The organism is Streptomyces sp. A1277, assembly GCF_004795015.1.
GTDB lineage: Bacteria > Actinomycetota > Actinomycetes > Streptomycetales > Streptomycetaceae > Streptomyces.
The window spans coordinates 66,249-90,862 of the sequence record NZ_SSBI01000019.1; the positions used below are offsets into that span (position 1 = coordinate 66,249).

At 70.2% G+C, this 24,614-nt stretch carries 18 protein-coding genes and 3 pseudogenes; 18 read left to right on the plus strand and 3 right to left on the minus strand.

Going from position 1 to position 24,614, the window contains the following annotated elements:
- Window positions 1-66: 66 nt before the first annotated feature.
- The 3 genes from ilvC to E6R18_RS15260 all read left to right on the plus strand — a co-directional run bounded on the left by ilvC (window position 67) and on the right by E6R18_RS15260 (window position 3,631).
- Complete coding sequence (gene ilvC, locus E6R18_RS15250) at window positions 67-1,068, plus strand: ketol-acid reductoisomerase (RefSeq protein WP_018553224.1); 1,002 nt, start codon at window positions 67-69, stop codon at window positions 1,066-1,068.
- Between the two features lie 260 nt (window positions 1,069-1,328).
- A complete protein-coding gene (gene serA, locus E6R18_RS15255; protein ID WP_136317435.1) occupies window positions 1,329-2,921 on the plus strand; it encodes a phosphoglycerate dehydrogenase in 1,593 nt (530 codons plus the stop codon).
- 98 nt (window positions 2,922-3,019) lie between these two features.
- A complete protein-coding gene (locus E6R18_RS15260; RefSeq protein ID WP_136317436.1) occupies window positions 3,020-3,631 on the plus strand; it encodes a TetR/AcrR family transcriptional regulator in 612 nt (203 codons plus the stop codon).
- 134 nt (window positions 3,632-3,765) lie between these two features.
- Here E6R18_RS15260 and E6R18_RS15265 read toward each other — a convergent pair whose 3' ends face one another.
- The gene (locus E6R18_RS15265) at window positions 3,766-4,908 is read right to left on the minus strand and encodes a helix-turn-helix domain-containing protein (RefSeq protein WP_136317437.1); all 1,143 of its coding nucleotides are present in this window, start codon (window positions 4,906-4,908) and stop codon (window positions 3,766-3,768) included.
- 188 nt (window positions 4,909-5,096) lie between these two features.
- On the opposite strand from E6R18_RS15265, the gene E6R18_RS15270 reads away from it, so the two are divergent.
- Window positions 5,097-6,023, plus strand: a complete 927-nt coding sequence (locus E6R18_RS15270; protein ID WP_136317438.1) for a proline dehydrogenase family protein — start codon at window positions 5,097-5,099, stop codon at window positions 6,021-6,023.
- A 39-nt stretch (window positions 6,024-6,062) separates the two neighbouring features.
- On the plus strand, window positions 6,063-7,694 hold the full coding sequence (pruA, locus tag E6R18_RS15275; RefSeq protein ID WP_136317439.1) for an L-glutamate gamma-semialdehyde dehydrogenase: 1,632 nt from the start codon (window positions 6,063-6,065) through the stop codon (window positions 7,692-7,694).
- A gap of 94 nt (window positions 7,695-7,788) precedes the next feature.
- On the opposite strand, the pseudogene E6R18_RS15280 reads toward pruA, so the two are convergent.
- Window positions 7,789-8,229: pseudogene (locus E6R18_RS15280) on the minus strand (NADP-dependent oxidoreductase); the annotation flags it as partial.
- Here E6R18_RS15280 and E6R18_RS15285 point away from each other — a divergent pair.
- Window positions 8,227-8,615, plus strand: a pseudogene (locus tag E6R18_RS15285) (LysR substrate-binding domain-containing protein); the annotation flags it as partial. The pseudogenes E6R18_RS15280 and E6R18_RS15285 sit on opposite strands and share 3 nt — an antisense overlap.
- A gap of 258 nt (window positions 8,616-8,873) precedes the next feature.
- On the plus strand, window positions 8,874-9,005 hold the full coding sequence (locus E6R18_RS35260; protein ID WP_136203896.1) for a hypothetical protein: 132 nt from the start codon (window positions 8,874-8,876) through the stop codon (window positions 9,003-9,005).
- A gap of 75 nt (window positions 9,006-9,080) precedes the next feature.
- Here the strand turns inward: E6R18_RS35260 and E6R18_RS15295 are convergent.
- A pseudogene (locus tag E6R18_RS15295) lies at window positions 9,081-9,490 on the minus strand (fibronectin type III domain-containing protein); the annotation flags it as partial.
- A gap of 130 nt (window positions 9,491-9,620) precedes the next feature.
- Here E6R18_RS15295 and E6R18_RS15300 point away from each other — a divergent pair.
- From E6R18_RS15300 to E6R18_RS15350, 11 genes are all read left to right on the plus strand, one after another.
- The gene (locus E6R18_RS15300; RefSeq protein WP_136317440.1) at window positions 9,621-10,661 is read left to right on the plus strand and encodes a 3-isopropylmalate dehydrogenase; all 1,041 of its coding nucleotides are present in this window, start codon (window positions 9,621-9,623) and stop codon (window positions 10,659-10,661) included.
- Window positions 10,662-10,902: 241 nt separating this feature from the next.
- The gene (locus E6R18_RS15305; protein ID WP_136317441.1) at window positions 10,903-11,991 is read left to right on the plus strand and encodes a branched-chain amino acid aminotransferase; all 1,089 of its coding nucleotides are present in this window, start codon (window positions 10,903-10,905) and stop codon (window positions 11,989-11,991) included.
- Window positions 11,992-12,414: 423 nt separating this feature from the next.
- A complete protein-coding gene (gene cimA / locus E6R18_RS15310) occupies window positions 12,415-14,022 on the plus strand; it encodes a citramalate synthase (protein WP_136317442.1) in 1,608 nt (535 codons plus the stop codon).
- Between the two features lie 355 nt (window positions 14,023-14,377).
- Window positions 14,378-15,352 carry a LacI family DNA-binding transcriptional regulator gene (locus E6R18_RS15315; RefSeq protein ID WP_136317443.1) on the plus strand — a complete coding sequence of 325 codons (975 nt, stop codon included), beginning with the start codon at window positions 14,378-14,380 and terminating at the stop codon, window positions 15,350-15,352.
- Between the two features lie 115 nt (window positions 15,353-15,467).
- Complete coding sequence (locus E6R18_RS15320) at window positions 15,468-17,144, plus strand: ABC transporter substrate-binding protein (protein WP_136317444.1); 1,677 nt, start codon at window positions 15,468-15,470, stop codon at window positions 17,142-17,144.
- A 24-nt stretch (window positions 17,145-17,168) separates the two neighbouring features.
- Window positions 17,169-18,230, plus strand: a complete 1,062-nt coding sequence (locus E6R18_RS15325) for an ABC transporter ATP-binding protein (protein ID WP_136317445.1) — start codon at window positions 17,169-17,171, stop codon at window positions 18,228-18,230.
- Window positions 18,227-19,207: an ABC transporter permease gene (locus tag E6R18_RS15330; RefSeq protein WP_136317446.1), complete on the plus strand. Its 981-nt coding sequence runs from the start codon at window positions 18,227-18,229 to the stop codon at window positions 19,205-19,207. The genes E6R18_RS15325 and E6R18_RS15330 overlap by 4 nt, the downstream gene beginning before the upstream one ends.
- Window positions 19,208-19,211: 4 nt before the next feature.
- Complete coding sequence (locus E6R18_RS15335) at window positions 19,212-20,192, plus strand: ABC transporter permease (RefSeq protein ID WP_136317447.1); 981 nt, start codon at window positions 19,212-19,214, stop codon at window positions 20,190-20,192.
- On the plus strand, window positions 20,189-21,199 hold the full coding sequence (locus E6R18_RS15340) for an ABC transporter ATP-binding protein (RefSeq protein WP_136317448.1): 1,011 nt from the start codon (window positions 20,189-20,191) through the stop codon (window positions 21,197-21,199). The genes E6R18_RS15335 and E6R18_RS15340 overlap by 4 nt, the downstream gene beginning before the upstream one ends.
- A 30-nt stretch (window positions 21,200-21,229) precedes the next feature.
- Window positions 21,230-22,648, plus strand: coding sequence for a GH1 family beta-glucosidase (locus tag E6R18_RS15345; protein ID WP_136317449.1), 1,419 nt, complete (start codon window positions 21,230-21,232; stop codon window positions 22,646-22,648).
- Window positions 22,649-22,703: 55 nt separating this feature from the next.
- On the plus strand, window positions 22,704-24,578 hold the full coding sequence (locus E6R18_RS15350; RefSeq protein WP_136317450.1) for a discoidin domain-containing protein: 1,875 nt from the start codon (window positions 22,704-22,706) through the stop codon (window positions 24,576-24,578).
- Window positions 24,579-24,614: the final 36 nt, after the last annotated feature.

The window sequence follows — 24,614 nt, forward strand, 5'->3', positions numbered from 1 at the left end:
AAAACGTATCTGACGCACCCCGCCGTACGGTGGGACGCAACACCTGCACACCAAGGAGAAGACCCAGTGGCCGAGCTGTTCTACGACGACGATGCCGACCTGTCCATCATCCAGGGCCGCAAGGTCGCGGTCATCGGCTACGGCAGCCAGGGCCACGCCCACGCGCTGTCGCTGCGTGACTCGGGTGTCGACGTCCGTGTCGGTCTGCACGAGGGCTCCAAGTCCAAGGCCAAGGCCGAGGAGCAGGGCCTGCGCGTGGTGACCCCGTCCGAGGCCGCCGCCGAGGCCGACGTCATCATGATCCTCGTCCCGGACCCGATCCAGGCCCAGGTCTACGAGGAGTCCATCAAGGACAACCTCAAGGACGGCGACGCGCTGTTCTTCGGCCACGGCCTGAACATCCGCTTCGACTTCATCAAGCCGCCGGCGGGTGTCGACGTCTGCATGGTCGCCCCCAAGGGCCCGGGCCACCTGGTCCGCCGTCAGTACGAGGAGGGCCGCGGCGTCCCGTGCATCGTGGCCGTCGAGCAGGACGCATCGGGCAACGGCCTGGCGCTCGCCCTGTCGTACGCCAAGGGCATCGGCGGCACCCGCGCCGGGGTCATCAAGACGACCTTCACCGAGGAGACCGAGACCGACCTCTTCGGCGAGCAGGCCGTTCTCTGCGGTGGCACCGCCGCCCTGGTCAAGGCCGGTTTCGAGACCCTGACCGAGGCCGGTTACCAGCCGGAGATCGCGTACTTCGAGTGCCTGCACGAGCTGAAGCTCATCGTGGACCTCATGTACGAGGGCGGCCTGGAGAAGATGCGCTGGTCCATCTCGGAGACCGCCGAGTGGGGCGACTACGTCACCGGCCCGCGCATCATCACGGACGCCACCAAGGCCGAGATGAAGAAGGTGCTCGCCGAGATCCAGGACGGCACCTTCGCCAAGAACTGGATGGCCGAGTACCACAACGGCCTGCCCAAGTACAACGAGTACAAGAAGGCCGACGGCGACCACCTGCTGGAGACCACCGGCCGCGAGCTGCGCAAGCTCATGAGCTGGGTCAACGACGAGGACGCGTAACACCGGCGCTCCGGGGGCGGGTCCCGGCCCGCCCCCGGGGTCACTTCACCGCTGGAAGAGGCGGCGTCGTACGTGTGTACAAGTCGGCCGGCCTCGTGTGGGTGATCCTTTCCAAGGGCGCCGAAAGCGTCCCCGGGCATGACTACACTTCTCCACATACACGCGTCAGGCCCACAGTGTCGTGCGTCTTCCACGCGGCAAGCCCCTCCACGCCTGCGGCCGTCGGGACGGCCGTCCGCACTGGATCTGTGAGGACTCACGTGAGCTCGAAACCTGTCGTACTCATCGCTGAAGAGCTGTCGCCCGCCACGGTGGACGCCCTGGGCCCGGACTTCGAGATCCGGCACTGCAACGGCGCGGACCGCGCCGAGCTCCTCCCCGCGATCGCCGATGTCGACGCCATCCTGGTGCGCTCCGCCACCAAGGTCGACGCCGAGGCCATCGCCGCCGCGAAGAAGCTGAAGGTCGTCGCCCGTGCCGGCGTCGGCCTGGACAACGTCGACGTCTCCTCGGCCACCAAGGCCGGCGTGATGGTCGTGAACGCGCCGACCTCCAACATCGTCACCGCCGCCGAGCTGGCCTGCGGTCTGCTCGTGGCCACCGCGCGCCACATCCCGCAGGCCAACACCGCCCTGAAGAACGGCGAGTGGAAGCGCTCGAAGTACACCGGCGTCGAGCTGAGCGAGAAGACCCTCGGCGTCGTCGGCCTCGGCCGCATCGGCGTCCTGGTCGCCCAGCGCATGTCGGCCTTCGGCATGAAGATCGTCGCCTACGACCCCTACGTGCAGCCCGCGCGCGCCGCGCAGATGGGCGTCAAGCTCCTCTCGCTGGACGAACTGCTCGAGGTCTCCGACTTCATCACCGTGCACCTGCCCAAGACCCCGGAGACGCTCGGCCTGATCGGCGACGAGGCCCTGCACAAGGTGAAGCCCACCGTGCGCATCGTCAACGCCGCGCGCGGCGGCATCGTGGACGAGGAGGCGCTGGCCTCCGCGCTCAAGGAGGGCCGCGTCGCCGGCGCCGGTCTCGACGTGTACGCGAAGGAGCCCTGCACGGACTCCCCGCTGTTCCAGTTCGACCAGGTCGTCTGCACCCCGCACCTCGGCGCCTCCACCGACGAGGCCCAGGAGAAGGCGGGCATCGCGGTCGCCAAGTCCGTGCGCCTCGCGCTCGCCGGTGAGCTCGTGCCGGACGCGGTCAACGTCCAGGGCGGTGTCATCGCCGAGGACGTGCGCCCCGGGCTGCCGCTCGCCGAGAAGCTCGGCCGGATCTTCACGGCGCTCGCCGGTGAGGTCGCGGCCCGCCTCGACGTCGAGGTCTACGGCGAGATCACCCAGCACGACGTCAAGGTGCTCGAACTCTCCGCGCTCAAGGGCGTCTTCGAGGACGTCGTGGACGAGACCGTGTCCTACGTCAACGCCCCGCTGTTCGCGCAGGAGCGCGGCGTCGAGGTCCGCCTGACGACCAGCTCCGAGTCGCCCGACCACCGCAACGTGGTCACCGTCCGCGGCACGCTGGCCGACGGCCAGGAGGTCGCGGTCTCCGGCACGCTGGCCGGCCCCAAGCACCTCCAGAAGATCGTCGCCATCGGTGAGCACGACGTGGACCTGGCGCTCGCCGACCACATGGTCGTGCTGCGCTACGAGGACCGCCCCGGCGTCGTCGGCGCGGTCGGCAAGATCCTCGGCGAGGCCGGGCTGAACATCGCGGGCATGCAGGTCTCCCGCGCCGACGTGGGCGGCGAGGCGCTGGTCGTCCTCACCGTTGACGACGACGTCCCGCCGTCGGTGCTGGCCGAGATCTCCTCGGAGATCGGTGCGGCCTCGGCCCGCTCGGTGAACCTCACCGACTGAGACATCCCGCCGCCGGCTCCCGTGTCCGGCAGGTGACCGTGCCCGGCATTTAGACGCGCGTCTTACACAAACGTCTGCATGCCGGGTACGCTGCTGTCATGGGACATCGTGAGGATCTGCTCGAAGGCGCGAAGCGCTGCCTGCTGGAGAAGGGGTACTCGCGCACGACGGCGCGCGACATCGTGGCCGCGTCGGGGACGAACCTCGCCTCCATCGGCTACCACTACGGCTCCAAGGAGGCCCTGCTGAACCTCGCCTTCGTCAAGGTGACGGAGGAGTGGGGCGAGATGCTGACCAAGGGCGGCGAGGAGGACGCGGCCGAGGCGGAGCCCGAGGTGCCGGCCGCGCCGCTCGACCAGTTCCGCGAGACCTGGGAGCGGGTCATCGGGAGCTACGAGCAGACCCGCGCCGTCTGGCAGCTCCAGATGGAGGTCATCTCCCGCATCGACTCCGACCCCGAACTGCAGAAGGCCCTCGCCGTTCCGCAGCGCGCGGGCCGTGACGGGCTCGCCGAGAACATGCTCGGCATCGACCCCGAGGCCGAGCCCGAGAAGGCCCGGGTGGCCGGCCTCTTCTGTCAGGCGCTGCTCGCCGGTGTCATGGTCCAGTGGCTGATGGACACCGATTCGGCGCCCTCCGCGCAGGACCTGACGGACGGGCTGAAGGCGGTCCTGGAAGGGCGGACGCCCGGGCACGAGGGCTCGCGCTGACTGCCGGGCGGACGCCCGGGCACGAGGGCTCGCGCTGACCACCGGGGCGGACGCCCGCGCGCGAGGGCTCGCGCTGACTGCCGGGCGGACGCCCGCGCGCGAGGGCTCACGCTGACTGCCGGGGCGCCGGCGGCTCAGAGCCGGGCCGCCTTCAGGGCCATGTGGAGCAGCAGCCGGTCCTCGCCGTCGTTCAGGTCGAGGCCGGTGAGCTGCTGGACGCGGGAGAGGCGGTAGTACAGCGTCTGGCGGTGGATGCCCAGCTCGGCGGCGGTCCGCGACGCCTGGCCCGCGCAGTCCAGGAACATCTCGGCGGTGCGGGCGAGGTCCCGGTGCGGCGGGGTGAGCAGCGGGCGCGCCACGTGGTCCGGCGGTGTGTCCGGGGCGAGCGCGGTCAGCGTCCGGTACGGGCCGATGGCCGACCACTCGGAGACCGGGCCGTACCGGCTCTCCGCCGCCGCGGCGCGGGCCGCCGCCGACGCCTCGTGCCAGGCGTCGGCCAGCTCCGCGAGACCGCGGCGCGGGACGGCGATCCCGGCGGTGGCGGCCGTCCCCGCGTCGGCGCGCAGCCGGTCGGCGGCGGTGAGCGCCGGGTCCAGCACGTCGGGGGAGCGCAGCCGGATCAGGGCGGCCAGTGCGGGAGGCCCGGACCGGCCCGGGGGCGGGGCGCCGGTCAGCGCCGCCGCCGAGGGGACCGTGCGCACCGCGGGCGCCCCGTCCGGCCACGGGGTCACGCACACCACGGTGTGCAACCCCTCCGCGTCCGGGCCGAGCGCCTCGCCCAGCGCGGCCACCGCCATGTCCCGCTGCCAGCCGCGCCCGGCGCCGAGGACCGCGCCGAACTCGCGGGACAGATCGGTGCCCGCCCGCTCCTCGTCGGCGAGCAGCGCGCCGATCCGGGCCGCCACCTCCATGGCCGCGTCGAGCTGCCGGTCGGTCGGCCCGGGGTCGGCGTCCAGCAGCCATACGTAACCGAGCACGACGCCCCGATGGCGTACCGGCAGGCAGATGCGGTCCCGGTTGACGCCGGCCTCGGGGGCGGCGGGGATGCGGACGGGGCCGGTGGCGCGGGTGATGCCGTAGTTCTCGAACCAGGCGCGGACCGCCGGGGTGGAGCGGCGGGTCAGGATCGACCGGGTGCGGACCGGGTCCATGGCCGTGGTGTCGTCGCTGTCGTGGGCCCCGAAGGCGACCAGGCCGAAGTCCCGGTTCTCCAGCGTCGCCGGGACGCCGAGCAGCGCCGAGATCTCGTCCACCAGCTCCTGGTAATCGCCCTTCACCCGCCCATTCTCGCACCCCTTCAGACATATGTCTGAGATCCAGTCCACGGATGCGTGACAGCTGTCGATGGCCGAGGATCGGAGCAATCCTTAGATTTCACGGTGGTTCTCCGTGCTGTACCGCTTGTGCCCCGTACCGGGCATATGTGGTGGTGCGGTCTTGTTCGTACTTTCCGTGGAGGTGCCCCGTGCTGGGTCCCGTGATTCTCGCCGCGTCCCGCAGCGACAAGATGCGCCGGTTCGTCTCGGCCGCGCCCGGCACCAAGCAGGTCGTGGACCGCTTCATCGCCGGTGAGACGGTCGACCAGGTCGTCACGGTGATCCAGGACGCCGCAGGCAAGGGCCTGGAGCTCACCCTCGACGTCGTCGGCGAGGACATCACCACCCCCGAGCAGGCCGCCGCCGCGCGCGACGCCTACCTGGAGCTGACCGGCCGGCTGAAGGACCTCGGTCTGGGGGCCCGGGCGGAGATGTCCGTCAAGCTCTCGATGTTCGGCCTGTCGCTGGAGGACGGCCACGAGCTGGCCCTCGCCAACGTGCGCCCGGTGGTCGAGGCCGCCGCCGCGATCGGCACCACGGTCACGCTGGACGCCGAGGACCACACCACCCTGGACTCGATGTTCGCCATCCACGAGGAGCTGCGGAAGGACCACCCGGAGACCGGGTGCGTCATCCAGGCGTACCTGTTCCGCACCGAGGAGGACGCCCGCCGCCTCGCCGCCGCCGGCAGCCGCGTGCGGATCGTGAAGGGCGCCTACAAGGAGCCCGCCTCCGTCGCGTACCAGGACAAGGCCGAGATCGACAAGGCGTACGTCCGCATCCTGCGGACCCTGATGGAGGGCGAGGGCTACCCGATGATCGGGTCCCACGACCCCCGCCTGATCGCCATCGCCCAGGAACTGGGCCGCAAGGCCGGCCGCAAGCTGGACGAGTACGAGTTCCAGATGCTGTACGGCATCCGCAGCGACGAGCAGATCCGGCTCGCGGCCGAGGGCCACCGCATGCGTGTCTACACCGCGTACGGCACCGACTGGTACGGCTACTTCATGCGCCGCCTCGCGGAGAAGCCGGCCAACCTGCTGTTCTTCGGCCGCTCCATCCTCACCCAGGGCTGAGCCCCTTCCATCCCGCTACCTGAAGGAGCAAAGGAACCCATGGACGCTGTGACCCAGGTCCCCGCGCCGGTCAACGAGCCGGTCCACTCCTACGCCCCGGGCTCCCCGGAGCGCGCCCGGCTGGAGGCGAAGCTCAAGGAGCTCAGCCAGAACCCGGTCGACCTTCCGATGACCATCGGCGGCGAGAAGCGGATGGGTGGCGGGGAGCGCGTCGACGTCGTGCAGCCCCACAACCACAAGGCCGTCATCGGCACCTTCGCCGGCGCCACCGAGCAGGACGCCCGGGACGCGATCGACGCCGCCCTGGCCGCCGCCCCGGCCTGGCGCGCGATGTCCTTCGACGACCGCGCCGCCATCATCCTGCGCGCCGCCGAGCTGCTGTCCGGCCCCTGGCGCGAGACGCTGGCCGCGTCCACGATGCTCGGCCAGGGCAAGACCGCCCAGCAGGCCGAGATCGACTGCCCCTGCGAGCTCGTCGACTTCTGGCGCTTCAACGTGCACTACGCGCGCCAGATCCTCGCCGAGCAGCCCCCGGCGAACTCCCCGGGCGTGTGGAACCGCATGGACCACCGCCCGCTGGAAGGCTTCGTCTACGCGATCACCCCGTTCAACTTCTCGGCCATCGCGGCCAACCTGCCGACCGCGCCCGCCCTCATGGGCAACGTCGTGGTGTGGAAGCCGTCCCCGACACAGACGCACGCCGCCGTGCTGCTGATGCGGCTCCTGGAGGAGGCCGGCCTGCCCAAGGGCGTCATCAACCTGGTGACGGGCGACGGCATCGCCGTCTCCGAGGTGGCCCTCAACCACCGCGACCTGGCCGGCATCCACTTCACCGGCTCGACCCCGACCTTCCAGCACCTGTGGAAGACGGTCGGCAACAACATCGCCAACTACCGCACCTACCCGCGGCTCGTCGGCGAGACCGGCGGCAAGGACTTCGTCGTCGCCCACCCCTCGGCCGACCACGCGATCCTGAAGACCGCGCTGACCCGCGGCTCCTTCGAGTACCAGGGCCAGAAGTGCTCGGCGACCTCGCGCGCCTACATCCCGGCCTCCATCTGGAACTCCGGCTTCAAGGAGGCGTTCGCGGCCGAGGTCGACTCCATCACCATGGGCGACGTCACCGACCTGTCGCACTTCATGGGCGCCGTCATCGACGACCGCTCGTTCGCGAAGAACAAGGCCGCCATCGACCGCGCCGCCGCCGACCCGGCGTGCACGATCATCGCGGGCGGCACCTACGACGACTCGGTGGGCTACTTCGTCCGCCCGACCGTCATCGAGTGCACCGACCCCGAGAACGAGGTCTTCACGACCGAGTACTTCGGCCCGATCCTCGCCGTCCACGTCTACGAGGACGAGAAGTACGACGCGATGCTGGAGCAGATGGAGTCGGTCTCCGACTACGCCCTGACCGGTTCCGTCATCGCGAACGACCGCGCGGCGGCCGCGTACACGATGGAGAAGCTGCGGTACGCCGCGGGCAACTTCTACATCAACGACAAGTCGACCGGTGCCGTGGTCGGCCAGCAGCCCTTCGGCGGCGGCCGCGCCTCCGGTACGAACGACAAGGCGGGCGCCCCGCAGAACCTCCAGCGCTGGACCCTCACCCGGGCCATCAAGGAGACCCTGGTCCCGCCGACCGAGTACACCTACCCCCACCAGGGCTGACGCCCTTCGGGGCGCCGCAACCCCGGCGCCCCGCCCCGATTCCCGCCCCCGTCCGGTTCCCCTGCCGGACGGGGGCGGTTTCCATGGGCGTCCCTCAGCCCCAGCCGTGCACGGCCACGGCCCGGGTCCACCCGGCCGCACGGATCAGCATCTTGCCGGTGTTCTCGCCGCGCAGCATGCCCAGGAAGCCGTCCACGGTCCGTTCGAAGCCGTCCACGACCGTGACGTCCGGCGTGATCCGGCCGGTGCGCAGCTGCGGTACGAGCAGCTCCTCCAACCCGCCCTGCGCGTCCTGGTGGTTGCGCACCAGGACGCCTTCGAGGCGCAGGCTCTTGCCCACCACGTCGAACAGGTCGCGCGGGGCCGGCGGCGGGCGGTGCGCCGCGTGGTACTGGGCGATGGCGCCGACCCAGGCGATCCGGCCGAACTCGCGCATCGCCGCGATCGTGCCCTCCAGGTGGTCCCCGCCGACGTTGTCCACGACGGCGTCGATCCCGTCCGGTGCCGCCTTCGCCAGCAGCTCGCCGACCGGCCCGACGAGCTGGTCGGGGGAGTGCTGCGGGAGGAGGAGTACGCCCTCGTGCACCCGGCCGGCCATCCGGCGCCCCGGACGCTCCCGCTGCTGGACTGGGCGGAGAACTGCACCTCGTACACCCGCGACTGGTGGGCGGCGCAGGACTGGATCCCCCGGGCGACCGTGGAGGCCGAGGACGACGGAGCGGTGCTCTCGATGGTGTCCGCCGGTCTCGGTATGGCGATCATGCCCGGACTGTCCCTCCATGGAGCACCGGCCTCGGTCGAGATCACCGCACTCGGACCGGAGCGCCCGACCCGCTCCGTGGGCTACGTCACCACCCTGAGCTGGCACGATCCCCCGCCGTGCGGGCCCTCATCCGGGAGCTGAGAGTGAGCGGCGGGTGAACGGACGTAAACCTCCGTCTCAGATAGTAGGAAGTCCGAGTAATTGTGGAGACAGACCGGCCCGGCTGTTCTAGCTTTGTAGAAGCCGAACGTCTCGCTAGATCAAGCGACTGGCGGTCGTGAGCGCGCGCCCTTGAGCAGGCAACCCCTGCGGCGCCTGCTCCCCGCCCCTTCCGGCGCCTCGAAATCACTGATCTCGACATCACCTTCACGCTGTTCGATCTCGAAATCCGCGCGATCTCAAGGAGTCGATCCACCATGGCCGAGACCACTGTCCGCCGCCGTGTCCGTCACGCCCACCGCCCGGCCGAGTCGGAGCGGAAGGCTGCCGCCGCCGCCCTTCAGCGCGCCCTCGACCGCAGGGACAACGGCGGCTCCACCGGTCACTGAACCGGCCCCCGCCGGCCGCACCCAGCCGCCCGCACTCAGCCGGCCCCGTTCAGCCTCCCGCACCCAGCCGGCCCCGTTCAGCCGCGGCGTCGTCAGGTGGCGCACCTCGGCGTCGATCTTCCGGCTCAGCGCCCACGGCTTGAGCCCGATGCGGTGTAGGGGCGGCGCACCGCGAAGGGGACCTGCCAGGAGACCGCCATCTGCGTCTTCGGGTAATCGGCGCCGTACGCCAGGTGCCGGCCGAACGGGGCGACCAGCGAGCCGTCGACCGGGGTGGTGCTGGGCGAGGTGAGCACGGTGGGCGCCGCGTACGCGGAGGAGGAGGCGAGCGAGGTGCCGGTCCCGGTCCCGACGACGGCCGCGGTCGCCGCACCGGTGCGCAGCACCCCGCGGCGGGTCAGCCGGGTGCGCAGGTAGTCGTGCTGCTCGGCCATGCTCATGCGTTCGGCGAGCTTCTCGGGGATACCGAAACGGGGGATGTCCATGGGCGACAACCTCCACCGGCCGGCTGTCGCGATCCCGTCGAATAGGTGAACGGTGCACGTACAACTGCCCATGTGTCCGTATGGTGGACGTGACGTGTCATGGGGTGGGACGGGCAGTAAGGTGCCGGACATGTCTCGCAGCATCAATCTCGCAGTGATCCCCGGTGACGGTATCGGCCAGGAGGTCGTGGCCCAGGGCCTCAAGGTCCTCAACGCTGTTCTCCCGCAGGATGTGAAGCTGGAGACCAAGGAGTACGACCTCGGCGCCCGGCGCTGGCACCGTACCGGTGAAACCCTCCCCGACGCGGAGCTCGACGCCCTCAAGGGCCACGACGCCATCCTGCTCGGCGCGATCGGTGATCCGTCCGTGCCCTCCGGCGTCCTGGAGCGCGGGCTGCTGCTGAAGCTGCGCTTCGCCTTCGACCACTTCATCAACCTGCGGCCGTCGAAGCTCTTCCCGAACACCGGGACCCCGCTGGCCGGCCGTCCGGACATCGACTTCGTCGTCGTCCGCGAGGGCACCGAGGGCCCGTACACCGGCAACGGCGGCTCGCTGCGCACCGGCACGGAGCACGAGGTCGCCACCGAGGTCAGCCTGAACACCGCCTTCGGGGTCGAGCGCGTCGTCCGCGACGCCTTCGAGCGCGCCGCCGCCCGCCCGCGCAAGAAGCTGACGCTGGTCCACAAGAACAACGTCCTCGTGTACGCGGGCCACCTGTGGAAGAACACCTTCGACAAGGTGGCGGCCGAGTACCCGCAGGTCACCACCGACTACCTGCACGTCGACGCCGCGACGATCTTCTTCGTCACGCAGCCGGAGCGCTTCGACGTCATCGTCACCGACAACCTCTTCGGCGACATCCTCACCGACCTCGCCGCGGCCGTCTCCGGCGGCATCGGCCTGGCCGCCTCCGGCAACATCAATCCGACGGGTGCCTTCCCGTCGATGTTCGAGCCGGTCCACGGCTCCGCCCCCGACATCGCGGGGCAGGGCAAGGCCGACCCGACCGCCACGATCCTCTCCGTCGCCCTCCTGCTGCGCCACCTCGGCTACGAGGCCGAGGCCGTGCGCATCGAGGACGCCGTCTCCGCAGACCTCGCGGAGCGCGACGGGTCCGCTCGCAGCACCGACGAGATCGGCGACGCGCTCGCGGTACGCGTAGCGGGCTGATCCGACGACTCCACCACGAAGCCGCCGGGTCGCAGACGCACCCGGCGGCTTCTCCTGCGCGGCCCCGGGGGCGACCATCGAACCCCCGGACCGCATTCGCGCCATTTCCTGCAAGGGCCCCGTCGGGCGATAATCGAACGGGACCGTGGCCCGCAGTGAAGCTCGGACGTCCTAGCACCTGTCTGGCACAGGGGGCGCGGACGCGGTCCTCCACACACGAAACGGTGAAGGACACGCACTCATGACGACGCCCACGATCGAGCTCAAGCCCTCCTCGAACCCGCTGTCCGACGCGGAGCGCGAGGCGTACATGGCCAACCCCGGATTCGGCCGGTACTTCACCGACCACATGGTGACGATCAAGTGGACCGAGGGCCGCGGCTGGCACGACGCCCAGCTCACCCCCTACGCGCCGCTGTCGCTCGACCCCGCCAACATGACGCTGCACTACGGCCAGGAGATCTTCGAGGGCCTCAAGGCGTACCGCCGGCCCGACGGCTCGGTCGCCACCTTCCGCCCCGAGGCCAACGCCGAGCGCTTCCGGTCCTCCGCGCGCCGGGTCGCCATGCCCGAGCTGCCCGTCGAGACCTTCGTCGCGGCCTGCGACGCGCTGGTCCGCCAGGACGAGGCATGGGTCCCGCCGCACGGCGGCGAGGAGTCCCTCTACCTGCGCCCCTTCATGATCGCGACCGAGGTCGGCCTCGGGGTGCGCCCGGCCAACGAGTACCTCTTCGTCGTCATCGCCTCGCCCGCCGGCGCCTACTTCCCCGGCGGCGTGAAGCCGGTCTCCATCTGGCTGTCCGAGGACCGGGTGCGCGCCGTCCCCGGCGGCATGGGCGACGCCAAGACCGGCGGCAACTACGCCGCGTCCCTCCTCGCCCAGGCCGAGGCCGCCGCCAAGGGCTGCGACCAGGTCGCCTACCTCGACGCCGTCGAGCACAAGTGGGTCGAGGAGCTGGGCGGGATGAACCTCTACTTCGTCTACGGCGACAAGATCGTCACCCCGGCCCTGACCGGCTCGCTGCTCGCGGGCATCACCCGTGACTCGCTCCTCAAGGTCGCCGCCGACCTCGGCTACGAGCCCGAGGAGAGCCGCGTCTCCATCGACCAGTGGCGCGAGGACACGGCCGCCGGCACCCTCACCGAGGTCTTCGCCTGCGGTACCGCCGCCGTCATCACCCCCGTCGGCACCGTGAAGAGCGCGGGCGCCGAGTGGACCCAGGGCGACGGCACCCCCGGCCCGGTCACCCTCAAGCTGCGCGAGCGGCTGCTCGACATCCAGCGCGGCGTCGTCGAGGACACCCACGGCTGGATGCACCCGCTCGCGTAAGCGCCGTTCGTACGCCGCCCGGAGGCGCGCGAAGGCCGTTCGGGGACGCCCACCAGGGGGTCAAGGCTGACGACGCCGCCCGGAGGTGCGCGAAGGCCGTGCCCGGTGTCTCGCCGGGCACGGCCTTCGCGCCCGCATCCTGAGACGGGGCGGGGCACGGAGGCGGTCCTGTGCCAGACTGCTCCCGTGTCCTCGTTCGTCATGATTATTGGCAACAGGCGCGCCGGTCCGCAGTGACCGTCCCGTACCACCACGTACGGCACGGCCACCGTGCCCCAGACCCGCGCGCAGACCTCTCGCACCCGCGAGGGGTTTTTTGTTTTCCGGCCCTCACCTCGGCCGGGACGCGAGGCGCGCGGGATGATGGGGGCAAGTGGAGCCAGACCGTCCGGATCCACTCACCCGACAGGAGTCAGACCAGCAATGACCACCGAGGCCAAGGCCACCGACGACAGCTTCCATGTCTTCGACACCACGCTGCGCGACGGTTCACAGCGTGAAGGCATCAACCTGACGGTCGCCGACAAACTGACCATCGCCCGCCACCTGGACGACTTCGGCGTCGGCTTCATCGAGGGCGGCTGGCCGGGCGCCAACCCCCGCGACACCGAGTTCTTCGCCCGCGCGCGCCAGGAGATCGAGTTCAAGAACGCCGAGCTGGTCGCCTTCGGCGCCACCCGCAGGGCGGGCGGCTCGGCGGCCCAGGACCCCCAGGTCAAGGCGCTCCTGGAGTCGGGTGCCCCGGTGATCACGCTGGTCGCCAAGTCCCACGACCGCCATGTGGAGCTGGCCCTGCGCACCACCCTGGAGGAGAACCTGGAGATGGTCCGCGACACCGTCTCCCACCTCCGCGAGCAGGGCCGCCGGGTCTTCGTGGACTGCGAGCACTTCTTCGACGGCTACCGCGCCAACCCCGAGTACGCCAAGGCCGTCGTCAAGGCCGCCGCCGAGGCCGGCGCGGACGTCGTCATCCTCTGCGACACCAACGGCGGGATGCTCCCGGCCCAGGTCCAGGCCGTCGTCGCCACCGTCCTCGCCGACACCGGCGCCCGGCTCGGCATCCACGCCCAGGACGACACCGGCTGCGCCGTCGCCAACACCCTGGCCGCCGTGGACGCGGGCGCCACCCACGTCCAGTGCACCGCCAACGGCTACGGCGAGCGGGTCGGCAACGCCAACCTCTTCCCCGTCGTCGCCGCACTGGAACTCAAGTACGGCAAGAGAGTGCTGCCCGAGGGCGCGCTCGCCGACATGACCCGCGTCTCGCACGCCATCGCCGAGGTCGTCAACCTCACCCCCTCCACCCACCAGCCCTACGTCGGTGTCTCCGCCTTCGCGCACAAGGCCGGGCTGCACGCCTCCGCGATCAAGGTGGACCCGGACCTCTACCAGCACATCGACCCCGCCCTGGTCGGCAACACCATGCGGATGCTGGTCTCCGACATGGCCGGACGGGCCTCCATCGAGCTCAAGAGCGACGAGCTGGGCATCGACCTCGGCGGCGACCGCGAGCTGGTCGGCCGGGTCGTGGAGCGGGTCAAGGAGCGCGAACTCAAGGGCTACACCTACGAGGCGGCCGACGCCTCCTTCGAACTCCTGCTGCGCGCCGAGGCCGAGGGCCGGGTGCGGCGCTACTTCCGTACCGAGTCCTGGCGCGCCATCGTCGAGGACCGCCCCGACGGCATCCACGCCAACGAGGCGACCGTGAAGCTCTGGGCCAAGGGCGAGCGCATCGTCGCCACCGCCGAGGGCAACGGCCCGGTCAACGCGCTTGACCGGTCGCTGCGGGTGGCCCTGGAGCGGATCTACCCGCAGCTCGCCAAGCTGGAGCTGGTGGACTACAAGGTCCGCATCCTGGAGGGCCGCACCGGCACCGACTCCACCACCCGCGTCCTGATCACCACCGGTGACGGCACCGCCGAGTGGTCGACCGTCGGGGTCGGGGAGAACATCATCGCCGCGTCCTGGCAGGCGCTGGAGGACGCGTACACCTACGGCCTGCTGCGCGCCGGCGTCGAGCCCACCGACTGACACGGCGGCACGGCACAACCACCCGACGCACCGCCCCCGTTCGCCCGCCGGTCCCCGGTGGAGCGAGCGGGGGCGCGCGCGTTTCGAGACCCCGTACGGGGTGAGAGTGAACTGCCTTCGCAGGCTCACGTCAAGAGCCTGTGCGTTCAGGAGTTGAACGAAAAGCTCTTCCCGTCCCCGTTATCAGATGGGTACGGACCAATGTCGACGTGAAGTATTGACGGTCGTGTTCCAGCGGGGTTAACTCACGCCACCAACGCCGGTACCGGTTCCGGAACCGGTTGCGGTACCGGTTCCGTCACCGGCCGTTCTCTGTCCCGTTGTGCGCTCTGTCCCGTTGTGTCCTGGAGGCTCGATGCGTGTCACCATCGCTGATGTCGCCCGCGAGGCCGGCGTCAGCAAGACGACCGTGTCCCGGGTGATCAACACCAAGGGCGAGGTGGACGGTTCGACGGCCGCCCGTGTTCGTGAAGTGATCGCACAGCTCGGTTACGTGCCCAGCTCGGGCGCCGTCGGCCTGGCCCGCGGCAGCAGCCGTACGGTCGGCATGCTGGTGCCCTCGCTGACCTGGCCCTGGATGGGCGAGGTGCTGCAAGGCGTCGTCGACACCGTCGAGGCCGCCGACTACGGGCTGCTGCTGTTCACCTGCAACCGCGGGGCCGAGTCCGTCCAGCGCTTCACCAGCCAGGTGTCGGCGCGGGCCTTCGACGGACTGGTCGTGGTGGAACCCGAGAACACCCTCGGCCACCTCACCGAACTGCACCGCGACGGCCTCCCGATCGTGCTGATCGACGATCGCGGCCACCACCCCGAATTCCCCTCCGTCGTGACCACCAATCACGAAGGAGGCGCGTCGGCCGCCCGTCATCTGCGGGACGCCGGCCGCACCAGGCCCGTCGTGATCACGGGCCCCGAGGACTTCGGCTGCGTACGCGACCGGCTGGCGGGATTCCTCTCGGTCCTGCCCACCGGCCTCGTCGTCCGCGGGGACTTCACCGAACGCAGCGGCCGACTGGCCGTGGAGGAACTCCTCGCATCCGGCACGGAGTTCGACTCGGTCTTCGCGCACAACGACATCACCGCGGCAGGCGTGCTGCGGGCGCTGCGCGCCGCGGGACGGACCGTGCCCGGTGACATCGCGGTGGTCGGCTTCGACGACATCCCGATGGCCGAGCACACCGAACCGCCCCTGACCACCGTGCGCCAGCCCACCCGGCAGATGGGTGAGACGGCCGCACGGATGCTGCTCTCCCACCTCGGCGGCACGCCCGTACCCGACGCCCCGGTCGTGCTGCCCACCGAACTGGTCGTGCGCCACTCGGCGCCCTAGCGGACAGGGCACCCCCAGGCCCGCACCGCACCGCACCCGTTACGCCCGCACTCGGCGCGCCGAGCGCTGCCCGTTTCCGGATCTCCCAGACCCGCCAGTCCCTCCTGGAGTCGTTATGTCCGCACGCCGTCACACGCTCAGAGCCGCCGCGCTCGCCACCGCGGTGGTCGCACTCGCCGCAGGCTGTTCCTCGGCCAACTCGAACCACAACAAGAACGGCGGCAGCGCCGCGTCGGGCGTCCTGACCCTGGGCAAGCCGGACGGACCGCAGACGAACAACAGCAACCCCTTCCTCAGCACCTCGGCCGGCGCCACCCTCGGCTACCGCTACATGATCTACGAGCCGCTGGCGATGACGAGCCAGATCCGGCCGGCCGACAAGGCCGACCCGTGGCTGGCGACCGAGTGGAAGTGGGACCTCAACTACACCAAGGTCACCTTCACCCTCGACGACCGGGCCAAGTGGGCCGACGGCAAGCCGCTGACCGCCGAGGACGTGGCGTTCACCTTCGACCTGCTGAAGAAGCACCCGGCGCTCAACGGCAACGGCATCGCCTTCAGCGGGATCAAGGTCAAGGACAAGAAGGTCATCCTGACCTTCGACGAGTCGCAGTACGTCAACCAGAACAAGATCATCCAGCAGTTCATCGTGCCCAAGCACATCTGGGAGGGCGTCAAGGACCCGGAGACCTGGCCCAACCGCACCCCCGTCGGCTCGGGCCCGTACAAGCTGAAGACCTTCACCCCGCAGACCACCACGCTGACCGCCACGCCCACCTACTGGAAGGGCGCGACGAAGGTCAAGGAGCTGCGCTACAGCACGTACAACGACAACAGCGCCGCCACCACCGCGCTGGCCAGCGGCAAGCTGGAGTGGTCGTTCGTCTTCATGCCGGACTACAAGAAGCTGTTCATCGCCAAGGACCCGGACAACCACAAGCTGTGGTTCCCCTCCGGGCTCGGCATCCACGGCCTGTGGTTCAACACCGCCCGCAAGCCGTTCGACAACCCGGCGCTGCGCAAGGCCATGGCGATGGTCGTGGACCGCAACGCGATCTACACCCAGGCCGAGGCGACGCTCTACCCGGAGATCACCAACCCCACCGGCATCCCGCTGCCCGCCGGTGAGTCGTTCATCGCCCCCGAGTACAAGAAGGCCACCACCAAGCCGGACGTCGAGGGTGCCAAGGAGGTCCTGGAGAAGGCCGGCTTCACGCTCAGCGGCGGTGTGCTCAAGGACCCGAGCGGCAAGCCGGTGAAGCTGACGTTCACCGACCCGGCCGGCTGGAACGACTACATCACCGGCCTCGCGATCATCAAGGACAACATCAAGAAGATCGGCATCGAGGCCAAGGTCAAGACGCAGACCGCCGAGGCATGGGGCACGGACGTCGCCAACGGCAACTTCGACGCCACCCTGCACTGGACCAACAGCGGCGCCACCCCGTACGACATGTACCAGAACATCATGGACGGCGCGCTGCTCCAGCCCATCGGCAAGGCATCCCAGCTCGGCAACTTCGGCCGCTTCAAGAACACCGAGGCGACCGAGGCGCTGAAGGACTTCGCCCAGGCCACCACGGACACCGCCCGCACCTCGGCGATGAACACCCTCCAGAAGATCATGGTCGAGGAGGCGCCGATGATCCCGACCGCGGCCGCGCCCATCGGGGCGGAGTACTCCACCAAGAACTGGGTGGGCTGGCCCACCGAGGACGACCCGTACGCCGACCCGCAGCACACCCAGCCCTCGTCGCTGGAAGTCGTGCTGAAGCTCAAGCCCTCCAAGTAGGACCAGGGATTCCAGGTACCGGCCATGTCTGAACAGCCAGAGAACAACCACGTCGTGCTCGAAGCACGCGGAGTCACCAAGCACTTCGCCGTGCGGCGCACCGGCCGCGATCTCCTCGCGGGCAAGCGCCGTACCGTCCACGCCGTCGACGACGTCTCGCTGCAACTGCGGCGCGGCACCGTCACGGCACTGGTGGGGGAGTCGGGCTCCGGGAAGTCCACCGTCGCCAGACTGCTCGCCCAGCTGTATCCGCTCACCTCGGGCGAGATCCACCTGGGCGGGCAGCCGGTGAAGGCCGGACGTGGCCGGTCCTTCCGCAGTTACGTACGCCGGGTCCAGCTCATCTTCCAGGACCCGTTCGCCTCGCTGAACCCGGTGCACACCGTGCGCTACCACCTGACCCGGTCGCTCAAGATCCACGGCCGGGCGGGCAGCGGCGAGGCGGAACTGGAAAAGAACCTGACCGCTCTGCTGAACCGCGTCCAGCTGACTCCTCCTCATCAGTATCTGGACAAGTTCCCGCACGAGCTGTCGGGAGGTCAGCGCCAGCGCGTGGCCATCGCCCGCGCGCTCGGCGCCGACCCCCAGGTCCTCCTGGCCGACGAGCCGGTCTCGATGCTGGACGTCTCCATCCGGCTCGGGGTGCTCAACCTGCTCAAGGACCTCAAGGACCGCCTCCGCCTCGCGATCCTCTACATCACCCACGACATCGCCTCCGCCCGCTACTTCGCGGACACCACGCTGGTGATGTACGCGGGCCGGATCGTCGAGGGCGGTGACAGCGAGACCGTCACCCAGCGCCCCGCACACCCCTACACCCAGCTGCTCATCGCCTCGGCGCCCGACCCGGACCGGGTGGTCGCCGAGGAGCAGCAGGAGGAGACCGGCAGCGGCGAGCCCCCCTCGCTCATCGAGCCGCCGGCCGGCTGCCGCTTCCACCCCCGCTGCCCCAAGGCGATGGAGCGCTGCCGCACCGAGCTGCCGCCGCGCTTCGACCTCGCCGACGGCCAGTGGGCCGCCTGCTGGCTGTACGAGGGCACCGGCACCGCCCGCACCGACGACCACGAGAAGGAGGCTGCGAAGTGAAGTACCTGCTCCAACGGCTCGCCTTCTACCTGGTCACCGCCTGGGCCGCCATCACGATCAACTTCCTCATCCCGCGGCTGATGCCCGGCGACCCCGTCCAGTCCCTCATCGCCCGCTACCAGGGCCAGCTGGACACGAGCGCCATCGCCTCGCTGAAGGCCCTGTTCGGCCTCGACAAGAAGCAGTCGATCTGGGAGCAGTACACCGACTACTGGTCGCACCTGCTCCACGGCGACCTCGGCATGTCGTTCACCTTCTTCCCGACCCCGGTCAGCGAGGTCATCAGCCAGGCGCTGCCCTGGACGCTCGCGCTCGTCGGCATCACCACCCTGATCAGCTTCTTCCTCGGCACCGGCATCGGGGTCTTCACCGGCTGGCGGCGCGGCTCCTGGATGGACGGCCTGCTGCCCGTCACCACGTTCATCTCCGCCATCCCGTACTTCTGGCTCGGGCTCATCGCGATCTCGCTGTTCGCCGTGAAGTGGCCGCTCTTCCCCTTCGAGGGCGGGTACGACAACTCCCTGGTCCCGGCCTTCGACTGGCCGTTCATCTCCAGCGCGCTCTACCACGGCGTGCTGCCGGGCGTGACGATCGTCCTCAGCGCGGTGGCCGGCTGGATCCTCGGCATGCGCAACATGATGGTGACCGTCTCCAGCGAGGACTACGTCATGGTCGCCCAGGCCAAGGGCCTCTCCGAGCGCCGGGTGATGTTCGGATACGCGGCACGCAACGCGATCCTGCCCAACGTCTCCGGCTTCGCCCTCTCGCTCGGCCTCATCGTCGGCGGCACGCTCCTGGTGGAGATGGTCTTCAACTACCCGGGCATCGGCTTCCAGCTCCTCCAGGGCGTGGGCGCCAAGGACTACCCCCTCATGCAGGGCATCTTCCTGATCATCACGCTCTCCGTCCTCGTGGCGAACCTCCTCGCCGACGTCCTCTACATGGTCCTCGACCCCCGTACCCGAAGGGAGGCGTAGGGCTATGGCCGTCACCGCCACCGAGGTCGCCGTACTCGACGCCGCCGAAACCCCGGCAGCGAACAAACGCAGGTTCCGCTTCCTGCGCGGCCGCAAGACCGTCGTCGGACTGTGCATCCTGTTCTTCTTCGTACTGCTCGCGGTCATCGGTCCGTGGATCGCCCCGTACGACCCCGACGCGATGAGCCAGGAGCTGCTTCAGCCGCCCTCCGGTTCGCACTGGTTCGGCACCACGCAGACCGGTCAGGACGTGCTCTCGCAGATCCTCGTCGGCACCCGGGGCGTCCTGGTCGTCGGCTTCATCGCGGGCATCCTCGCCACCGCCCTGTCCGTGCTGATCGGGGTCACCGCCGGCTTCCTCGGCGGCGTGGCCGACGAGGCGCTGTCGCTGCTGTCGAACGTCTTCCTGGTCATCCCCGGACTCCCGCTGATCATCATCATCGCCAGCTTCGTCTCCGACACCGGCGACCTGCTGATCGCGTTCGTCATCGCCCTCACCTCCTGGGCCTGGGGCGCCCGCGTCCTGCGCGCCCAGACGCTGTCGCTGCGCCGCCGCGACTACGTGGAGGCGGCCCGCGCCACCGGCGAGCCGACCTGGCGCATCATCATCTTCGAGGTGATGCCCAACCTGACCGCGGTCATCGCCTCCGGCTTCGTCGGCACGGTCATCTTCGCGATCCTCTCCGAGATCACCCTCGCCTTCATCGGCGTCGCCGACATCTCCAACTGGAACTGGGGGACCGTCCTGTTCTGGGCGCAGTCCAACCAGGCACTCGCCCAGGGCGCCTGGTGGTGGTTCGTCCCGGCCGGGCTCTGCATCGCCCTGCTCGGCATGTCCCTCGCGCTCATCAACTTCGGCATCGACGAGTTCGTCAACCCGCGGCTGCGCACCGAGACCGGCGGCTCCCGCAAGATCCGGATGCGCGTCGGCTTCACCCCGGTGGCCCGGACCGGCACCACCCCGCATAAGGAGACCCGCTCATGAGCGAGCCCGTCCTCACCATCAGCGGCCTCAACGTCGACTACGGGACCGGCACCGACGCCGTGCACGCCCTGCGCGACGTCGACCTCACCCTGCACCGCGGCGAGGTCCTCGGCCTCGCCGGCGAGTCGGGCTCCGGCAAGTCCACCCTGGCCTACGCGGTCACCCGGCTGCTCTCCCCGCCCGGGGTGATCACCGGCGGCGACGTCCACTACCACCAGCGCGACGGCTCCGCCCTGGACCTGCTGGCCCTGTCGGCGGCCGAGCTGCGCGCCTTCCGCTGGCAGGAGCTGTCGATCGTCTTCCAGGGCGCGATGAACTCCCTCAACCCGGTGCACACGGTCCACAGCCAGCTCACCGACGTCCTCCAGGCCCACCGCCCGGACATGAGGAAGAACAAGCGCACCGACCGGGCCAAGGAACTGCTGAACCTGGTCGGGATATCCGCCGACCGGCTCGGCGCCTACCCGCACCAGCTCTCCGGCGGCATGCGCCAGCGCGTGATGATCGCGATGGCGCTCGCCCTGGAACCCGAGATCGTCATCATGGACGAACCCACCACCGCGCTCGACGTCGTCATGCAGCGCCAGATCCTGCGCCAGCTGGTCAGGCTCCGCGAGGAACTGGGCTTCTCGGTCGTCTTCATCACCCACGACATCTCGCTGCTGATCGAGTTCTCCGACCGGATCGCGATCATGTACGGCGGCCGGATCGTGGAGCAGGCCGGCGCCTCCGAGATCTACCGCGACCCCCGCCACCCCTACAGCGCCGGGCTGCTGCACTCCTTCCCCGCCCTGCACGGCCCCCGCCGCGAACTCAGCGGCATCCCCGGCTCGCCCCCGCACCTGTCGGCGATGCCGGCCGGCTGCGCCTTCCACCCCCGCTGCGCCAAGAAGGTCGATGGCTGCGACACCCATGTCCCGGTGCTCGCGACGCCGGACGCGGACGGCTCCCGCTCGGTGGCCTGCTGGCTCCACCACGAGGCCCCGGCGGCCGCCGCCCGTTCGTAGCGTTTCTGAGCCACACACCACAGGAGAACCATGAACCTCGTCACCCCCCAGGCATACGCCCGCGAGATCGCCGCCCAGGCCGTATCCGGCCTGCCCGCCGACTTCCGCTGGGGCGTCGCCACAGCCGCGTACCAGATCGAGGGAGCGGCGGCCGAGGACGGCAGGACGCCGTCCATCTGGGACACGTACTGCAGGGTGCCGGGCATGGTCGTCCGCGGCGAGAACGGTGACGTGGCCTGCGACCACTACCACCGGATGCCCGAGGACGTGCGGCTCATCGCGGACCTCGGCGTCGACACGTACCGCTTCTCGCTGGCCTGGCCGCGCATCCAGCCGGGCGGCCGGGGCCCCGCCAATCCGAAGGGCCTGGACTTCTACAAGCGTCTGGTGGACGAGCTGGAGGCCAAGGGCATCACCCCCTGGGTCACGCTCTACCACTGGGACCTGCCGCAGGAGCTGGAGGACGCGGGCGGCTGGCCGGTCCGCGACACCGCCTACCGCTTCGCCGAGTACGCCGCCCTTGCCTACGAAGCGCTGGGCGACCGGGTCAAGCACTGGACGACGCTGAACGAGCCCTGGTGCTCGGCGATGCTCGGCTACGCCTACGGCAACCAGGCGCCCGGCCGGCAGAACTTCGGCGAGGCGATCCACGCCGTCCACCACCTGCTCCTCGGCCACGGCCTCGCCTCGCAGCACCTGCGCGAGCAGGCCGCCGCGCGCGGCAACGAGCTGGAGCTCGGCCTCACCCTCAACCTGGGCACCGCCACCCCCGAGACCGACAGCCACGAGGACGCCGAGGCATGCCGCCGCGCCGACGGACTCGGCGCCCGGATCTACCTGGATCCGGTCGCCAAGGGTGCCTACCCCGAGGACATCGTCACCGACCTCGCCGCCCAGGGCATCGAACTCCCCGTCCAGGACGGCGACCTGGCCGTCATCTCCACCCCGCTGGACGTCCTCGGCGTCAACTTCTACCGGGGCACGCTCTTCTCCGGCGTGACCGAGGAGGGCGCGACCACGGACGCCGAGGGACTGCCCGTCACCCGGGCCGTGGAGCGCGACCTGCCGCGCACCGCCATGGACTGGGAGATCACCCCCACCGCCCTCACCGACCTGCTCGTCCGTCTGGAGAACGACTACGGCCTCCCGACGGTCATCACCGAGAACGGTGCCGCCTTCGACGACACCGTCTCCGAGGACGGCGAGATCCACGATGCCGACCGCACCACCTATCTCGCCGACCACATCGCCGCCGTCGCCGCCGCCCGCACCCGGGGCGCCGACGTCCGGGGGTACTTCGCCTGGTCGCTGATGGACAACTTCGAGTGGTCCTACGGCTACGACAAGCGATTCGGCATCGTCCGCGTCGACTACGACACGCAGGTGCGGACGCTCAAGGACAGCGCCAAGTGGTACCGCGACACCATCCGCCTCACCCGCAACGCGTAGCCGCGCCCGCGCGCGTGGCCGCGCCACCCTCACGGATACGAACGGGAGCCCCACCGTGCCCTCTCGTACGACTCTGGCAGCCACCACCGCCGCTCTGATCGCCCTCGCCGCCCCCATGGCCTTCGCCGCCCCGGCCCCCCGGCCGGCGGCGGCCCAGGCCGCGGCCTGGGACACCGACCGGGCGGCCGCCGCCCACACCGCCGACCCCGGATCGGTCACCGCGTCCGGCAGCGAGAACGACGCCACCGGGCCGGGGGCCGCCGCTGACGGCGACGGAGCCACCCGCTGGTCCAGCGACTTCGCCGACGACGCCTGGATACGGGTCGACCTCGGCTCCGTCATCCGGATCAGCCGGGTCACCCTGGACTGGGAAGCCGCCTACGGCAAGAAGTACGTCCTGGAGGTGTCCAGGAACGGCACCGACTGGACCACCTTCTACACCGAGGACGACGGCACCGGCGGCAGCGTCACCGCGCACACCTACCCGCAGGAGGTCACCGGCCGCTACGTCCGGATGCGCGGCATCCAGCGCGCCACCCCCTGGGGCTACTCCCTGTACTCCTTCAAGGTGTACGGCGGTGAGCAGGCCCCCGCCTCCACGACCCGCACCAACCTCGCCCTGAACCACCCCGCGTACGGCGACCTCTACCAGCACGCCGGCAACTCACCGGCCTTCGTGACCGACGGCGGCTGGCCGGCCGACCTGAAGGCCGACCAGTCGCGCTGGTCCAGCGACTGGAACGCCAACCGCTGGGTCGGCGTCGACCTCGGAGCCACCTCCACGATCGACACCGTCGACCTGTACTGGGAGGCCGCCTACGCGGTCGACTACCGCATCCAGGTCTCCGACGACAACCGCACCTGGCGCACCGTCTACCAGCCCTCGGCCGCCGAAGCCGCCGCCCGCCGCGCCGACGTGAAGGCCCCCGGCGACGCGGTCGGCCGCCACGACACCGTCACCCTGCCCACCCCGGCGACCGGCCGCTACGTCCGGATGCTCGGCGTCGAGCGCCGCTCGTTCTACAACCCGGCGCCCTCGACCGCCCAGTTCGGCTACTCCCTCTACGAGTTCCAGGTCTGGGGCACCGGAGGCAGCGCGAACGCCGCCTACCCGGCCCTGCCCAAGGACCCCGGCGGCGCGTACAGCACCACGTTCTTCGACGACTTCAACGGCTCGGGCCTGGACCGCTCCAAGTGGCGGGTCGTGCGCACCGGCACGGAGATGGGCCCGGTCAACGGCGAGTCGCAGGCATACGTCGACTCGCCGGAGAACATCCGCACCGAGAACGGCGCCCTCGTCCTTCAGTCGAAGTACTGCAAGGGCTGCACCCCGACGCCCAACGGCACCTTCGACTTCACCTCCGGCCGCATCGACACCAACACCAAGTTCGACTTCACCTACGGCAAGGTCAGCGCCCGTATGAAGCTGCCGGTCGGCGACGGCTTCTGGCCCGCCTTCTGGCTGCTCGGCAGCAACGTGGACGACCCGGACGTCTCCTGGCCCGGCTCGGGCGAGACGGACATCATGGAGAACATCGGCTACGGCGACTGGACCAGCTCCGCCCTGCACGGCCCCGGCTACTCGGCCGACGGCAACATCGGCGCGCAGCAGACCTATCCGAACGGCGGCCGCGCCGACGAGTGGCACACCTACGGCGTCGAGTGGACGCCCGAAGGCATGACGTTCACCGTCGACGACCGGGTCGTGCAGACGACCTCCCGCCAGAAGACGGAGTCCACCCGCGGCCAGTGGGTCTTCGACCACAACCAGTACGTGATCCTCAACCTGGCCCTCGGCGGCGCCTACCCCGGCGGATGGAACCAGGTCAGTCAGCCCTACTGGGGTCTCCCGCAGTCCAGCGTCGACCGCATCGCGCAGGGCGGTATCAAGGCGGAGATCGACTGGGTGCGGGTCGAGCAGAAGAAGTAGCCGCACCGACCCCTCGCGTCACGCCACCCCCCGGCC

What these genes read in the sequence shown, in the direction of transcription:
- E6R18_RS15260 (WP_136317436.1), top strand. Translation starts at nt 3,020, where the DNA reads ATGGGACATCGTGAGGATCTGCTCGAAGGCGCGAAGCGCTGCCTGCTG.
- pruA (WP_136317439.1), top strand. Translation starts at nt 6,063, where the DNA reads ATGGACGCTGTGACCCAGGTCCCCGCGCCGGTCAACGAGCCGGTCCAC.
- E6R18_RS35260 (WP_136203896.1), top strand. Translation starts at nt 8,874, where the DNA reads ATGGCCGAGACCACTGTCCGCCGCCGTGTCCGTCACGCCCACCGCCCG.
- E6R18_RS15300 (WP_136317440.1), top strand. Translation starts at nt 9,621, where the DNA reads ATGTCTCGCAGCATCAATCTCGCAGTGATCCCCGGTGACGGTATCGGC.
- E6R18_RS15305 (WP_136317441.1), top strand. Translation starts at nt 10,903, where the DNA reads ATGACGACGCCCACGATCGAGCTCAAGCCCTCCTCGAACCCGCTGTCC.
- cimA (WP_136317442.1), top strand. Translation starts at nt 12,415, where the DNA reads ATGACCACCGAGGCCAAGGCCACCGACGACAGCTTCCATGTCTTCGAC.
- E6R18_RS15315 (WP_136317443.1), top strand. Translation starts at nt 14,378, where the DNA reads ATGCGTGTCACCATCGCTGATGTCGCCCGCGAGGCCGGCGTCAGCAAG.
- E6R18_RS15320 (WP_136317444.1), top strand. Translation starts at nt 15,468, where the DNA reads ATGTCCGCACGCCGTCACACGCTCAGAGCCGCCGCGCTCGCCACCGCG.
- E6R18_RS15325 (WP_136317445.1), top strand. Translation starts at nt 17,169, where the DNA reads ATGTCTGAACAGCCAGAGAACAACCACGTCGTGCTCGAAGCACGCGGA.
- E6R18_RS15335 (WP_136317447.1), top strand. Translation starts at nt 19,212, where the DNA reads ATGGCCGTCACCGCCACCGAGGTCGCCGTACTCGACGCCGCCGAAACC.
- E6R18_RS15340 (WP_136317448.1), top strand. Translation starts at nt 20,189, where the DNA reads ATGAGCGAGCCCGTCCTCACCATCAGCGGCCTCAACGTCGACTACGGG.
- E6R18_RS15345 (WP_136317449.1), top strand. Translation starts at nt 21,230, where the DNA reads ATGAACCTCGTCACCCCCCAGGCATACGCCCGCGAGATCGCCGCCCAG.